Source organism: Nocardia sp. NPDC003979 (assembly GCF_053605015.1).
Map to the genome: position 1 here is coordinate 196,536 of NZ_JBSGIJ010000004.1, position 14,436 is coordinate 210,971.

At 66.9% G+C, this 14,436-nt stretch carries 16 protein-coding genes; 4 read left to right on the forward strand and 12 right to left on the reverse strand.

Annotated elements, in window-relative coordinates:
• Window positions 1–45: 45 nt before the first annotated feature.
• From ACWEVR_RS10505 to ACWEVR_RS10535, 7 genes are all read right to left on the reverse strand, one after another.
• Window positions 46–816, reverse strand: coding sequence for a hypothetical protein (locus ACWEVR_RS10505; protein ID WP_452466690.1), 771 nt, complete (start codon window positions 814–816; stop codon window positions 46–48).
• Window positions 817–889: 73 nt separating this feature from the next.
• Window positions 890–1,408 (reverse strand): EF-hand domain-containing protein, encoded by a 519-nt coding sequence (locus tag ACWEVR_RS10510; protein ID WP_452466691.1) that lies wholly within the window; start codon window positions 1,406–1,408, stop codon window positions 890–892.
• A 267-nt stretch (window positions 1,409–1,675) separates the two neighbouring features.
• A complete protein-coding gene (locus ACWEVR_RS10515) occupies window positions 1,676–2,167 on the reverse strand; it encodes a hypothetical protein (RefSeq protein WP_067489985.1) in 492 nt (163 codons plus the stop codon).
• Entirely contained in the window at window positions 2,164–2,574 is a 411-nt protein-coding gene (locus tag ACWEVR_RS10520) for an NUDIX hydrolase (protein ID WP_452466692.1), read from the reverse strand. The genes ACWEVR_RS10515 and ACWEVR_RS10520 overlap by 4 nt, the downstream gene beginning before the upstream one ends.
• A 48-nt stretch (window positions 2,575–2,622) precedes the next feature.
• Complete coding sequence (locus tag ACWEVR_RS10525; RefSeq protein WP_452466693.1) at window positions 2,623–3,102, reverse strand: carboxymuconolactone decarboxylase family protein; 480 nt, start codon at window positions 3,100–3,102, stop codon at window positions 2,623–2,625.
• Window positions 3,099–4,178 (reverse strand): NAD(P)H-dependent amine dehydrogenase family protein, encoded by a 1,080-nt coding sequence (locus ACWEVR_RS10530; protein ID WP_452466694.1) that lies wholly within the window; start codon window positions 4,176–4,178, stop codon window positions 3,099–3,101. The genes ACWEVR_RS10525 and ACWEVR_RS10530 overlap by 4 nt, the downstream gene beginning before the upstream one ends.
• Before the next feature lie 86 nt (window positions 4,179–4,264).
• On the reverse strand, window positions 4,265–5,278 hold the full coding sequence (locus ACWEVR_RS10535) for a winged helix DNA-binding domain-containing protein (protein ID WP_452466695.1): 1,014 nt from the start codon (window positions 5,276–5,278) through the stop codon (window positions 4,265–4,267).
• Between the two features lie 405 nt (window positions 5,279–5,683).
• Between ACWEVR_RS10535 and dinB the strand changes: the two genes are divergently transcribed.
• Window positions 5,684–6,919, forward strand: coding sequence for a DNA polymerase IV (dinB, locus tag ACWEVR_RS10540; protein WP_452466696.1), 1,236 nt, complete (start codon window positions 5,684–5,686; stop codon window positions 6,917–6,919).
• Window positions 6,920–7,011: 92 nt separating this feature from the next.
• The gene (locus ACWEVR_RS10545; protein ID WP_067489970.1) at window positions 7,012–7,362 is read left to right on the forward strand and encodes a PLD nuclease N-terminal domain-containing protein; all 351 of its coding nucleotides are present in this window, start codon (window positions 7,012–7,014) and stop codon (window positions 7,360–7,362) included.
• Here the strand turns inward: ACWEVR_RS10545 and ACWEVR_RS10550 are convergent, their stop codons facing one another.
• Genes ACWEVR_RS10550 through ACWEVR_RS10570 form a run of 5 tightly spaced genes read right to left on the reverse strand, consistent with a single transcriptional unit; the run spans window position 7,363 to window position 12,189 of the window.
• Window positions 7,363–8,241, reverse strand: coding sequence for a phosphoribulokinase (locus ACWEVR_RS10550; protein WP_452466697.1), 879 nt, complete (start codon window positions 8,239–8,241; stop codon window positions 7,363–7,365).
• A 10-nt stretch (window positions 8,242–8,251) separates the two neighbouring features.
• A complete protein-coding gene (locus tag ACWEVR_RS10555; protein WP_452466698.1) occupies window positions 8,252–9,334 on the reverse strand; it encodes a class 1 fructose-bisphosphatase in 1,083 nt (360 codons plus the stop codon).
• Entirely contained in the window at window positions 9,319–10,323 is a 1,005-nt protein-coding gene (locus ACWEVR_RS10560) for an AAA family ATPase (protein WP_452466699.1), read from the reverse strand. The genes ACWEVR_RS10555 and ACWEVR_RS10560 overlap by 16 nt, the downstream gene beginning before the upstream one ends.
• A complete protein-coding gene (locus tag ACWEVR_RS10565; protein ID WP_067489958.1) occupies window positions 10,313–10,735 on the reverse strand; it encodes a ribulose bisphosphate carboxylase small subunit in 423 nt (140 codons plus the stop codon). The genes ACWEVR_RS10560 and ACWEVR_RS10565 overlap by 11 nt, the downstream gene beginning before the upstream one ends.
• 11 nt (window positions 10,736–10,746) lie before the next feature.
• A complete protein-coding gene (locus tag ACWEVR_RS10570) occupies window positions 10,747–12,189 on the reverse strand; it encodes a form I ribulose bisphosphate carboxylase large subunit (protein ID WP_067489955.1) in 1,443 nt (480 codons plus the stop codon).
• A 146-nt stretch (window positions 12,190–12,335) separates the two neighbouring features.
• Between ACWEVR_RS10570 and ACWEVR_RS10575 the strand changes: the two genes are divergently transcribed.
• Complete coding sequence (locus ACWEVR_RS10575; RefSeq protein WP_067490379.1) at window positions 12,336–13,193, forward strand: LysR family transcriptional regulator; 858 nt, start codon at window positions 12,336–12,338, stop codon at window positions 13,191–13,193.
• Window positions 13,194–13,284: 91 nt separating this feature from the next.
• Window positions 13,285–14,226 (forward strand): hypothetical protein, encoded by a 942-nt coding sequence (locus tag ACWEVR_RS10580; protein ID WP_452466700.1) that lies wholly within the window; start codon window positions 13,285–13,287, stop codon window positions 14,224–14,226.
• Window positions 14,227–14,436: the final 210 nt, after the last annotated feature.

Consider the following 14,436-nt stretch of genomic DNA (forward strand, 5'->3'; position numbering starts at 1 on the left):
CCCCCCACTCGTCCTCGAGATGAAAGATCTGGCCAAGCGGAAGCCCTACAGCCAGCGGAACCAGCCTTCTTTGACGTAGCGATCGGTGCCCTCGACCAGATACCAGGTCGTGTCGGTGCCCCATGAGGTTCGTCGGTAGCCACCGGCGCCGGTCGCGCCGAGGATGAAATCCCAGGTGCCACCGATCTGTGTCGCCGGATCCTTACTGATCGGCAGCTTTTTGCCGCCGTACCAGCTCCATTCGCTGAACTTCATCTCCCTGGCATCGAAGAAGTGTTCGCACAGGGCGGCATAGCCGATCAGCTCGCCGGTCGCCGGGCGTGCGTCGACGATCTTGTTACGCTTCTCGCGCTCGATCTCGTACCACGGCCTGCCATCGATGGCGACGGTCACCGGCGGCGTCGGGGCGCGATCGACCCAGAAGAAGGTCCGACCGTCGTCACCGGAGAACAGCAACCACTGGCCGGGCCGCGTGGTGGCCACCAGCACGGCCGTCGACCCGACCTTGAATCGATAACAGGGGTACTGGCGCGACTCGCCACCCAGTTCGCCGTGAGTCTCCTCGTAGCGGTCATCGAAGATCGCGCCCAAGCTCGCCCACCGTTTCGACTCGGCCGTCGTCGCACCTTGGGAGACCAGTTGCCAGACGGTGGAATCGACGTTCAGCAGGCGCTTCAACTTCTGGATCTCGGGCACATGAACGATCACGTCGGGTGTCGCGATCACCTCGAGCCGAGCGGCGGGCGCACTACCGGCGAGAGCGGTCGACAAGGTGGCGGCGGCGTTGATCGTGCGTAGGGTCTGTTGCGACAACATCTCAGATCCTTTCCATGAAAAAGGTACGTTCGATGGTCGAGCGGCTCGTGAGAGCAAAGATGATCGCGAACAGTCAGGCGGCGGATTCCGCGTCGGGCTCGAGTTCACCCAGCAGGCACGTGAACAGCGTCACGAACTCGTCGAGGGTCAGCTTGCCGTCGCCATCGACGTCGACCGGCGCGATCAGGTCCCGGGCCTGCCCGGTGGTGTAGAACTCGCCGAGCCGGGACGCGATCCCGGTCAGCTCTTCGACTGAAACGGCCTGATCACCATCGGTGTCGAGAGCGTAGAAGGCATCCTCGACCGGACTGTTGCCGTCCTCGACCCGCACCTGGGTACGCACGGCGTCGAACTCCGTCAGCGAGATCAGCCCGTCGCCGTCGGTGTCACCCGCCGCGACGAACTCCGCGGCCTCGGCCTCGGCGAGCGTCAATCCCCAACTGTTGAGCGTGCGGAGCAGATCGGCCGCCGAGATCAAGCCGTCGAAGTCGCTGTCACACGCGACGAACAGATAATCCCCGTCCGAACGACGCCACGCCGGGTCGTTATCGGCGTCGAGGTCGGAAGCTAGCGCATCCTCTGGAATTGTCATCACATACCCCTGCTCATCGATCCTTGGTCCGATAGACAGCGTTGTGCGCGAAAATCTTTGCACACCAGTAGGACAGCGGTGCTGGAGGGTTGCTTCACCGCCGGTCCACTGCCGTCATCTGCTGGTCACCACGGGCACCCGAACTACGGAGCTTCCTCCATCGAAAGCCGAAACGGCCGCTACCGGGCCGTCTCACCGCGTTCGACGCCGAACGCTGGGACCCACGACATCAAGGCACGCCAGTGTGCCGAGATCTGGACTGAGTCGTCAGATCTGGTGTGACCAGGCGATGAAGAACAGCGTGCCCGCCGCCGTGAGCAGCACGGCGAGCGGGACCGGCCACCACGACCGGTGACCGCCCAGCACGGTGTGGATCAACCGGACCTGCAACCGCCCCAGCGCCGCGACAACCGCGAGGAACAGTGGTGCGAGGAGTACCGCGAGCAGCGCGTGCACCGCCCACGCACCGGCCAGAGTCGGCCCGCCCCAGGCATTCCGGTACCCGTCGCCCACCAGCAGCGGGTAGGCCAGACCGCGAACGAGCACCAGCACGCTCAACAGCACCAGGAACCAGCCGACGACACCCACCCCCGCCGACAGCACCGAATGCACCAGGCACCGGGGCAGCGACACACCATGAGCACCCACCGGTTCCCGCAGCATCCGCCGCGCGACCCGCACCCGGGTACGGACCCGGGTGAAAGCCAGCGGCACCGCGACCAGCTCGAAGCTCGCCGAGCGGGCCGCCGCGGCGATCACCGCAGAGCCCCCGAGGCGGCGAGGTCGTCGAAGAGCAACTGGTCGACCGGCGGAACCAGATCCCGGTCGCCGAATCCGAACCACGCCAATGCCTCGATCTCGCTGCTCGCCGTCAACACGCCCCGGTACTCGGCGGTGTAACAGGCCATCCGCACCACGGTGTCCTCGTCGTGGGAAACAGGTGCCTCATAGGTGCCCACATGGACCGCGGTCTCGGTCGACAACTCCACGGTCAGTTCCTCGGCCACCTCACGCACCAGCGTCTCGAGATCCGTTTCCGCGCCCTCGCGTTTGCCGCCGGGAATGTAGAAGACATCCTTGCCGCGCGGGCGGGCACACAGGATGCGCCCGTTGTCGATCAGGACCCAGGCCACGGTGTCGATCAGCTGCCGAATGGGAGACTCCACGGCCCGCAGCCTAACCCCACCCGCGCCAACCGGGCACGGCCGCGCGGCTCAATGCCCGGGCAGCACGCAGGCCGTGTCCAAGCCGAGGACCCGGTTGAGGCGGCCGAAAGCCAGCCACGAACCGATACTCATACTCAACTCGACCACCTCGGGCTGGGTGTAATGGGCGAACATGCGGGCCCAGAAGTCGTCGTCGAGGCCGTGATGATCGGTGGCATAGCGCTCGGCGTATTCGGCCGCCAAACGGGTCCGCTCGTCGAACAGGTCGGTGTCGCGCCAGTCGGTGACCGCGGCGGCGAACTCCGGTTCGACCTTCACCCCGTCGCGTTCGGTGCGCCAGTCCTGACAGAACAGGCACCCGTTGATCTGGGCGATGCGCAACCGCGCCGCCTCGAACTCCCGCAGCCCGAGCGTGGAGTGCTCGTACACCGACAGCGAGAACGCCGCGGCCGCGACACCGATACCGGGCACCATCTCGCCCCACACATACCCGATGGGATCCTTGCCCTGCGGCACGTCGATGATCATGGGATCTTCCTTCCGAGTTTGCCGACCGCGGCGCGCAACGGAACCTCGAGCGCGTCGTAGAGACCTGGTTCGGCGGCGACCAGCCAGTCGATCGCGTTGACCAATCTGCCCACCGCCGTGGCATTTCCGCCCGCCGCCCGGTTGCCGCCCTCGTCGGTGGCGGCCACATTCACCTCGATGCGCGGGCTGCCCTCGATGATCACCCGGTGCGCACCCTCCCCGTCGGGTGGCGAGGGCCAGTCCGGGGCGCAGGCCGGGTGGATACGGGTGACATGTTCGATGACGATGCGTGCCTCGCCCTCGACGATGCCCTGCACCTCGAAACGCACCGCCCCCTGCGTGCCCGCCGCGAATTCACCCATCCGCACCGTCTGCACAGTGGCATCGAGTGCACGCCGCTCGACGGTCTCGCGGACATCGTCCAGTTCCACGTCCAGTGCCCTGGCCAGCAACCGGATCTGCCCGCCCCACACCATCGTCGGCACCGAGGGCAACAGCATCGGTGGCTGATAGTCCATCGGCTGCCCCATCCCCACCAGGTATCGCACCGAGTCGGGTTGGTCGTAGGTGGAGTAGTCGAAGATCTCCTGGCAGCGCACCACGTCCAAGGTGCCCGCGAGCCCGCTGATCAGCACCGGCAGCACGTCGTTGCCCCAACCGGGGTCGACGCCGGACACGAACAGCGAACCACCGCCGTCCTCGATCGCCGCCAGCACCGGGTCACGGATCTCGGCCGGCGCGTTACGGGGGTCGTAGAGGGCGTAGAGCGCGGGCGTCACGACCACGGCACCGGCCCGGATCGCGCGCACGATGTCGGCGAGCGCGTCGTCGGGGCGGATATCGCCGGAGGCCGCGTACACCACCGCGCGGGGGCTGTTCGCGAGCACGGCGTCGATGTCATCGGTCGCGCGCACGCCGAGCTCGGTGTCGAGACCGGCGAGTTCACCGGCATCGCGGCCGACCTTCGCGGCGTCGTGGACGAGCACCGCGGACAGTTCCAGCGCCGGATGAGCGGTGACGCAACGGATGGCCGCGCGACCGACATTGCCGGTGCCCCAGACGATCGTGGGGATCATCACCTCACCGTAGCAAGCGCTTGGTTCGCCCGTGGCGGATCGCGAAACCGGATTCGAGCCACCGCCCCGATGTGACGGCGTGCCGATTACGCGATGCGCACGGTGAGGTCGCTGCCGATCGCGGTGGCGAGCCGCTCCACCGCCGCACCCAACGCCCGCTTCGGCAACCGCGCGCCGTCGAACGGCGTGACCACCACCTGCTCACCCTGCTGTTCCCAGGTACCCGCGATCCGGCCGCCCACCAGCACCAGCGGTGAGATCCAACCGGCCGTCCTGCTGACCTTCGCCCGATACTCGGCCGCCAGGAGCGCGGTGTCGCCGGTGCCGGGGCCCAGAACGTACTGGTCGAACGGCCCGAGCAGATGGATCGCATCATCCGAGGTCGCGGCCGTGAGTTCGTCGACGAATTCGGTGGGCAGCCACCCTTTTCGACCTTCCACCTCGATCTCGGTCAACTCGTCGCCCAGTGCCGCGAACCATCCACGCACCACCGTCTTACGCAAGCTGTTGCGGCTGAGCCATGCATCGAAGGACTCCGGCGTCGCCGGACCGTAGGCGCCCAGGTACGCCCGGATCAGCCCGGGCGCCGCCACGTCGGGCTCGGGCAGGCCGGACCAGCCGGCCACCAAGTTCCCCGGCGAAGTGAAGGTGATCTTGGTGCCACGCATCGGACCGTGACACAACGCCCCCTGCCACGCCAGCGGCTTGAGCACCGCACCCCACCCCGACCGCAACTGCTCCCCCAGATGCCCGAACCCCGGCTCGGCAAGCACCGCCTCCACCAACTCCTCGCGCGTGAGCACCTGCTCCGCCAGCACCCCCGACACCACCTCCACCAACGCCGCAACCTGCTCCGGAGTGGCACCGAACGTCTTCACCCACGAGGCCTTCTCCCACGTCCGAGCCGACCCCATCAACGCCAACGCCGCCGCGGCCTGCCCCGGCACCATCGCATGCAATGTCCCCCGCATCGCCCACGTCTTCACCAACCCACCCGCCGAAAGCGCTTCCCCCACAGCGTTGCCCGCCCCACCCCGCACCGCAACAGCAGTCTCGGCCGCCGACCCCACCTGCGCCTGCACCCCCACCAGTCGCCCCACGATCTCCTCGACACCCCCACCACCCCGTGGCGCCACGAACTGTCGCCTCAACCGCCACGCAAAGACCTGTTCCCACCCGACACTCACCATGCGCACCAACCTCTTTCACCGACGGTCCCGATCCCCATCTCAGCAGAGGGGTCCGACAACCTACCCCTCGCGAGTGCGATGCGGACATTGCGTGTCGTGCGTTCACTCTCGCTGGTGCAGGCGCGGGCGATGGCCGAAGAATTGCGCGGGTCAGGGCTGGAGGGCACGCGGGCTGAGATCGAAGCTGTCGCGCGCCCGCTTCGAGGTTCGGGAGTGGTCGTGAGTATCCGGAAACTTCACGAGGGTTAGTGTTCGCCGAGCATTTGCGGACGGCTCCTGGAGGGTCTCGTTCTTGTCGGACATCGATGCGAACATATGTTCGTGTCCGACTCCGCTGCCCCGCGCCGCCTACGCATCCAGTCCCGCGACGAAGCCTCGATCCTGCATGCCGATCTGGATTCGTTCTATGCCTCGGTCGAGCAGCGGGATCAGCCGTGGTTGCGGGGTAAGCCGGTGCTCGTCGGCGGTGGGGTGGTGCTGGCCGCCAGTTATGAGGCCAAGGCGTTCGGGGTGCGGACGCCGATGAACGCGAGTCAGGCGTTGCGGGTGTGTCCGCAGGCGGTGGTGGTGCCGCCGCGGATGTCGGCCTATGCCGAGGCGAGCAAGGCGGTGTTCGCGATCTTCCACGACACCACTCCGATCGTGGAGGGCATCTCCATCGACGAGGCGTTCCTCGACGTCGGTGGATTGCGGCGGATCAGCGGGGAACCGGTCGACATCGCCCGAAGGTTGCGTGAACGCATCCGCACGGAGGTGGGGTTGCCCATCTCCGTCGGCATCGCCCGCAACAAATTCCTGGCCAAAGTCGCTTCCGCCGTCGCCAAACCCGACGGTTTACGCCTGGTCGACCCCGGCGGAGAACTCGACTTCCTGCACCCGCTGCCGGTCGAACGATTATGGGGCGTAGGCAAAGTCACCGCCGCCACCCTGCACGCCAACAACATCACCCGCGTCGGTCAACTCGCCGAACTCGGCGAAGCCCACCTGCGCGCCATCCTCGGCCCTGCCGCCGCCCGCCACCTGTTCGCCCTGTCGTGGGCCCGCGACCCACGCCGCGTGGAAACCGGCAAACGCCGCCGCTCCATCGGTGCCCAACGGGCGCTGGGCCGCCGCCACCGCGAACCCGACGAGATCGCCGCCTACCTCGACGGACTCACCGACCGCCTCGGCCGCCGCCTGCGCGCCGCCGACCGGGTTTGCCGAACGGTGGTGCTGCGCTTACGTTTCGACGATTTCACCCGCGCCACCCGCTCGCACACCCTGGTCGAGGCCACAGATGCCACCACCGCCATCCGCCAGGCTGCCCACCGCCTACTCGACACCGCCACACCACTGATCGCCGAACGTGGCATCACCCTCATCGGCCTGTCGCTGACCAACCTCGACGACGCCGACACCATGCAGCTGACCCTCCCGCTGGAACCCCGCGCCGACAACACTCTCGACGCCACCCTCGACGACCTGCGCCGCCGCTTCGGCTCCGCCGCCGTCACCCGCGCGGCCCTGCTCGATCGCGGCGAGGGCCTGTCGGTGCCGCTGTTGCCCGATTGACCCCGGCACGACATCCCACCCGTACATACGGCATCCTTGCTGCCGGGGGCGTCAGGGTCCTCCGTCCATCCACCATGAAGAGGACTGCCGCAATGCACTACGCGATCATCGGGTTCCTGACCCTTGCCCTGTGGGTGTACTGCCTCGTCGACATCGTCACCAGCCCCGACGACGGCATCCGCCACCTGCCGAAGATGGGGTGGCTGATCGTCGTCGTTCTGCTGCCGACCATCGGCGCACTGCTGTGGTTGTTCGCCGGACGCCCGATCGGCCCGTCGCGCCCGGCGTCCAACACCCGCTTCAGCGAGTACGACCGGCCCGGCCGCCACATCGCCACCAACCCCGACGACGACGAGGCCTTCCTGCGTGGCCTGCGCGAGCGCGCCGAACAGCAGCGCCGCGAGGCCCGCAGGCAACAGCAGCAGGACAACGACGAGGTCTGATCACAGATTGCGTTTGGGCCGTTTGTCCATCAACCGCAGGATCAACGGTGTGAAGATCAGCTGCATCGCCAGCTCCATCTTCCCGCCCGGCACCACGATGCAGTTGGGCCGCGACATGAACGAATCGTGCAGCATCGATAGCAGATACGGGAAGTCGATCACCTTCGGATCGGCGAACCGGATCACCACGAAACTCTCGTCGGCGGTCGGGATGCTGCGCGCGATGAACGGATTGGACGTGTCGACCGTCGGCACCCGCTGGAAATTCACGTAGGTCCGGGAGAACTGCGGGCAGATGTATTTCACGTAGTCGGGCATGCGGCGCAGGATCGTATCGATCACCGCCTCACTGGAATACCCGCGGTGGGTCTTGTCGCGATACACCTTCTGGATCCACTCGAGGTTGATGATCGGCACCACCCCCACCAGCAGGTCGGTGTGCTGGGCGATGTTCACCGAATCGGTCACGGCCGCACCGTGCAGGCCCTCGTAGAACAGCAGATCGCTTCCTGGCGCGAGTTCCTCCCACGGGGTGAACGTGCCCGCCGGCTGCCCGTAGGGTTTGGCCTCCTCGTCGTCGTGCAGGTACTTGCGCACCTGCCCGACACCGCTTTCGCCGTACTCCCGGAACAGCGCCTCGAGCTCGGGCAGCAGATTCGCGTCCTCCCCGAAATGAGAGAACGTGGTGTTGGCCCGCGCTTCGGCCTCGGCCATCGCCAGTTTCATCTCCGCCCGGTCGTAGCGATGGAACGAATCGCCCTCCACCACCACCGCACTGATCCCCTCGCGGCGGAAGATCTCCTCGAAAGTGCGTGTCACACTGGTCGTTCCCGCACCGGAGGACCCGGTGATCGCGACGACAGGATGTTTGACCGACATAGGGCGGCTCCTAGGTGCGCTGGTCGTGCTTGGCCGGCCGGAACAGCGAACGCGTCCCGAACAGCGAACTGTCGAAGCTGGGGCCCTCGTCGGGCTCGGTGTGATACCGCTCGACCCGCAACACCTCGTTACGGGACCCGAAGATGAACGGCACCCGCTGATGCACCTGCGTCGGCGGCACCAGCATCACCCGGTCGTGCCCGGTGGTGGCGGCCCCACCCGCCTGCTCGACGATGAACGCGATCGGATTGGCGCCGTACAGCAGCGAAACCCGCCCCGGCCGTGCCGGATTGCGGGTATCACGCGGGTACAGATACATGCCGCCCCTGGTCAGGATGTGGAAGGTGTCGGCAACCAGCGACGCCACCCAGCGCATGTTGAAATCACGGCCCCTCGGCCCGTCCACCCCTTCCAGGCACTCCTGCACATACCGGCGCACCGGCCGCTCCCAGAACCTTTCGTTGGCGGCGTTGATGGCGAAACCCGAAGTGTCCTGCGGGATCCGCATGCGCGGGTGGGTGAGCACGAACGCGCCGATCTCCCGGTCGAGGGTGAACCCGTCGACGCCGCTGCCGGTGGTGAGCACCAGCATCGTTGCAGGCCCGTACAGGGTGAACCCCGCGCACACCTGCCGCACACCGGGCTGCAGGAAGTCGGCGTCGCACGGTTCGGCAGTGCCCTCGAGCACCTCCTGCGGCGCGCGCAGAATGCTGAAGATCGAACCCACCGGCAGATTCACGTCGATATTGCTCGACCCGTCCAGAGCGTCGAACGCCAGCAGGTACTTGCCGCGCCGCTGGGTGGCCGGCACCGCCAACGCGGTGGCACGCTGCTCGGACAGCAACCCCGACAGGTGACCGGTCCACTGGGTCTGAGCCACCATGATCTCGTCGGTCAACGCGTCGAGACGGTCGCTCGCCGACAGCGGCCCGTCCTCGCGTCCCGGAATCGCCCCGCGCGTCACCTGATTGGCGATGATCTTGGTGGCGGTGGCGACCACATTCACCAGCGCGGAGAATTCCCCCGACGACCCAGGATGACGGTGTTCCTCCTCGATCGTGTAGCGGGTCAGCGTTTTCAAACTGGTCGGCATGGCGAGGCACCCACCTCCTCGAAAACGCTGCTGCCCAACACGTCCTCGGCGCACAACGTGACCAGATCCTCGCGCGACAACGGCCGCCCCGCTTCCACCAGTCGCTTGGCCTGGCGCAATCGGCACCGATCGATCGCATTGCGCACACTGCGCGCGTTGGAGAACCGGGGTCGCGTCATCCGCACCGTCAGATACCGGGAGAACGCCTCGCGCGCCGCGGCGTCGAAAACGAAATTCTCCGCCGCCACCATGAGTTCCGCGATGGCGAGCAATTCCTCCTGGGTGTAATCGACGAACTCCAGATGATGCGCCACCCGCGACGACAACCCCGGATTGGCCGAGAAGAACTTGTCCATCCGATCCGGGTAGCCGGCGAAGATCACCACCAGATTCGCCCGCTCGTTCTCCATCTCCTGCAGCAGGATCTCGATCACCTCCTGCCCGTAATCGCGTTCGTTCTCCGGACGGAACAGGTAATAGGCCTCATCGATGAACAACACGCCACCGGCGGCCTTGGCGATCGCCTCCTTGGTCTTCGGGGCGGTGTGGCCGATGAACTGACCGACGAGATCGTCGCGGGTCACCGTGTGCACCTTCGGTTTACGGATATAGCCCAGCGCGTGCAGCATCTGCGCCATCCGCAACGCCACCGTCGTCTTGCCGGTGCCCGGTGGGCCGGTGAAACTCATGTGCATCGTCGGGCGCGACGATTCGAGACCGAACCGGCGGCGCGCGCGATCGATCATCAACAGCGCCGCGATCTCACGCACCCGCAGCTTCACATTCGCCAGCCCGATCAGTTCGGCATCCAGCGCGGTCAGGGTCTCGGCCACATCGTGACCGGCCAGATCCTGCGAAAGATCCAGCAGCGCATCGGCATCGAGCAGTTCCTCGGTCTGCGCCACGTCCTCGGCCGGACGAGACGGCCGGACGTCGGTGACGCCCGGCCGCTGCAGCCGGAAACCGTTGGCGGTTCCCTCAGCCCCCATACCGCTGTCCCTGCGGACGTTCGGTGGCGTAGGAGCGCACGCTGTAAACCTGGCGGCGGTCGGCGCCCTCGGCGCGAGCCAGTTCGAAACCAGGCTCCTCGGCCGGACGCTGCACCAGGAAACTCAGCGCCGTCGTCTGCTTGGTGTAGGTGGCGTCATAGGCGTTGACCCGCACATAGTGCCGCGGAAACGTCGACCGGCAGGCATTGATCTCGGCGAGCACCCCGTCGGGTTCGTCCAGATCGAACAGCGGCAGACCCCACATCTCCCAGTAGGTGTTGCGCGGATGCGGATCGTCGGTGTACTCGATCGACACCGGCCAGTTGTTGAGCAGCGCATACCGCACCTGGGCGGCGATCTCGGTGTCGGTGAGTTCGGGCAGGTACGAGAACGTCCCGTGTCGCAAATACATGACCGGTCTCCCTACAGGCTCGGCGTCGGCACCGCGTCGGGTGCGTCGGTGGACGTGTAATCGAAGGTGACATCACCCCAGGTCGACAGCGCGACCTCGAGCGGGCGGCACGTCGAGGCCGCCGTCCGCAGCACATCGGGACCTTCTTTGAGCAGGTCACGGCCCTCGTTGCGGGCCTTGACCACTGCCTCGAGCGCCACCCGGTTGGCTTCGGCGCCCGCCGCGATACCGAGCGGATGACCGATCGTTCCGCCACCGAACTGCAGGATCACATCGTCGCCGAACAGGTCGAGCAGCTGATGCATCTGACCCGCGTGGATACCGCCGGAGGCCACCGGCATCACACCGGGCAGGCTGGCCCACTCCTGATCGAAGAAGATCCCGTTGCTCAGCTGCGCCGGAATGTGGTTCTCGCGCAAGGTGTCGTAGAAACCGCGGGTCGTCGCTGGATCGCCTTCCAATTTGCCCACCACGGTTCCCGCGTGCAGATGATCCACCCCGATCAGCCGGCACCATTTGGCCAGCACCCGGAAACTCACCCCGTGCGTCTTCTGCCGGGTGAACGTCGAATGCCCGGCCCGGTGCAGATGCAGCAGCACGCCGTTGCGGCGCGCCCACTTCGACATCGACTGCATCGCCGTATAACCCACGGTCAGGTCCATCATGATGACGACCGACCCGATTTCCTTGGCGAACTCGGCCCGCTCGTACATGTCCTCCATGGTCGCGGCGGTGACATTGAGGTAATGGCCTTTGATCTCGCCCGTTTCGGCCATCGCCCGGTTCACCCCCTCCATCGCGAACAGGTACCGGTCGCGCCAGCGCATGAAAGGCTGCGAATTGATGTTCTCGTCGTCCTTGGTGAAATCGAGGCCACCCTTACAGGCCTCGTAGATCACGCGCCCGTAATTGCGGGCCGACAAACCGAGCTTCGGTTTCACCGTGGCACCGAGCAGTGGTCTGCCGTATTTGTTGAGGTATTCGCGTTCCATCACCGTGCCGTGCGGCGGGCCCTGGAAGGTTTTCACATACGCCACCGGAATGCGCATGTCCTCGAGGCGCAATGCCAGCAATGGTTTGAACCCGAACACATTGCCGATCACCGAGGAGGTGAGGTTGGTGATCGACCCTTCTTCGAAAAGGTCCAGATCGTAGGCGATATAGGCGAAGTACTCGCCCTCGCGCCCCGGCACCGGGTCGACCCGGTAGCACTTGGCCTGATACTTCGAATGCGCGGTGAGCCGGTCGGTCCACACGACAGTCCAAGTGGCAGTGGAGGATTCACCCGCCACCGCGGCCGCCGCCTCGATCGGGTCGACACCGGGCTGCGGGGTCACCCGGAACACGGCGAGCACGTCGGTGTCGGCGGGCACGTAGTCGGGCGAGTAATAGCCCATCGAGGCATAGGACTGTACACCCGGATCCCAACGATCCCGTTCGGTTTCTTCCGCCATGGTTCCTCCTGTGGAATCCGCTGTCCCGTAGCGAATTCCAGGATGGGGGGCGTCGGCCGGGGAAACAATCAGAATGTTTCCGACAACGCTCAACCGAAACGTTGAGTTTGCTACCGTCGGGTATGGGCAGGGTCAGTTCGGGTCGGATGGAAACTTTCCTCGCTGTCGCCCGCCTGGGATCCATCCGCCGTGCCGCGGCACAACTCCACGTCACCGAAGCCGCCGTCTCGGCCGCTGTCACCCATGTCGAAAAGCAGCTCGGCGCCAAACTGATCGTTCGTTCAGGACGGGGTATCGCGCTCAGCGAAGCGGGCCGCGTGTACGCCGAATACTGCCGGGGGATCCTCGGTTTGATGAAGGAGGCGCACGCCGCCGTCCGTCAGGCCGACGCCGGGCGATTACGCATCGGCGTCGTGGCCACCGCGGGCGAATCCGTGGTGCTGCGGCCGCTCGCCTCGTTTCGCCGCCGCTACCCCGATGTGGAACTGAGCCTGTCGATCCAGCCGCGCGACGTGCTGTTCCTCGAATTGCAGCACCACGAAACCGATCTCGTCATCGCCGGCCGACCACCCCACGACGCGGGCTTGGTCATCCAGGCACGCCGCCCCAGCACCCTGGTTGTCGTCGGCACCGACAACCCCGACCCGCGCCACACCACCTGGCTGCTGCGCGGCACCGGTTCGGGCACCCGCGAAGCCACCCTCGCCCTGCTCGACCGCCTCCAGATCGACCCGCCCACCCTCACGCTCGGCTCCCACGGTGCCGTCATCGCCGCCGCCCGCGAAGGCCTCGGCATCACCCTGATCCACTCCGACGCCGTCGGCGAACACCTCCGCTCCGGCGCCCTGCACACCATCGACGTCCCCGGCACCCCGCTCGACCGCCCCTGGCACGCCGTCACCACCCCCACCCCCACCCTCACCACCCGCCTGTTCCTCGCCCACCTCATCGACCCCGCCGAAACAGGCCCCGCCGACGCCTTCCACGCCGCCATCGGCCCGTGATCACCGCCTCGCCGAGGCGGTCCGCGATCGGAGCCGTGGTGCTCGGACAGGTGGTCGACTGCTGCCGGTCGATCAGCGCGAGGCGCTGTGGTTGAAATTCAGCGCAATCACCCCGGCCGCCTTGAAGGTGGCGGTCGGCAAGGTGTGCGCGGTGTCGGGTAAGCCGTGGAGTGACGTGCTCGGCAAGGACCCGCAGAACTACCTCGCCCTGCCCGATCAACCGTGGCTCGACGGCATCAACTCCGGTGACGGCGTCGTGCGCCAGTTCGTCGCGGTGCCGATGGGGCTCGGCGCGACCGTCGAAGGGCAGGTCACCGGTGCCGAGCAGTGGGGTGGGGTGCAACTGGCGGTGCACGGGCTCACCGAAACGGCGCTGGCGATCTGGCGCAGGCAGCAGGAGCAGGCACGCCCGCGGCATTTGCCGACTCCTCCACCGGGCGGTAATCCACCCTGGGCGACAACTGCTTACAGCGCTCCGATGCCGGTGAGTGCCCCGCCGTACGGTGCCGCGGTCGCAGGTGCGCCTGCGGGAAGTCCGGTCGGCGCTCCCCCTCCCGTAGCGCCCGGCAGTGCGCCCACCCCGTCCGCCGCACCCAGGCCGTCCGGTGCACCACGCGGCGCCCCCGCCGGAAAAGCCCGGGGCCACGCGCGCCCGCAAGCCAGATCGATGGGGCTCGGCGCCGGCGGCACGATGCGCCAGGAGATCTACGCCGACCACCGCCCCGTCGACGACTACCGCCGCGAAGCCGACGCCCGGATCTTCGTCCACCTCGCTTCCGCCGCCGAGTGGGAACAGATCACCGGCGAACCGGCCCCCTCCACCCCCGTCACCGCGCAGTCCTACGCCGAACACGGCCTTCCCTGGTTCGAGTATTACGCCGCCGACACAGAAGACCTCGCCCCGGCCGCCGAGCTCGCCGCCGTCGAACCCACCGGCAACTGGCTGGCCGACGAACAGCCGAACCCGCCGATCGAAGACGATCTTCCGGTGATTCCATTGGGCGACAAGACAGTTGAAGACGGGAACTGGTAGCGCACGGTCGCGGTCGGCAGGGCTGCGCCCGCAGCTTCTCATCGGCGCCGAGTCGAAGATCGGAGTTCTCCGGCAGCCGATCCTGGGCCGCCAGTTCCTCGGCTAGCAACTCGGCGAAGGCATCGCTGCCGGTGGGCGAGGGCAATATCGACGGGCATACGGCCGCAATTCAGCCACCTCACGTCAAGGCGGGCCTAGGGGTTCGATTCC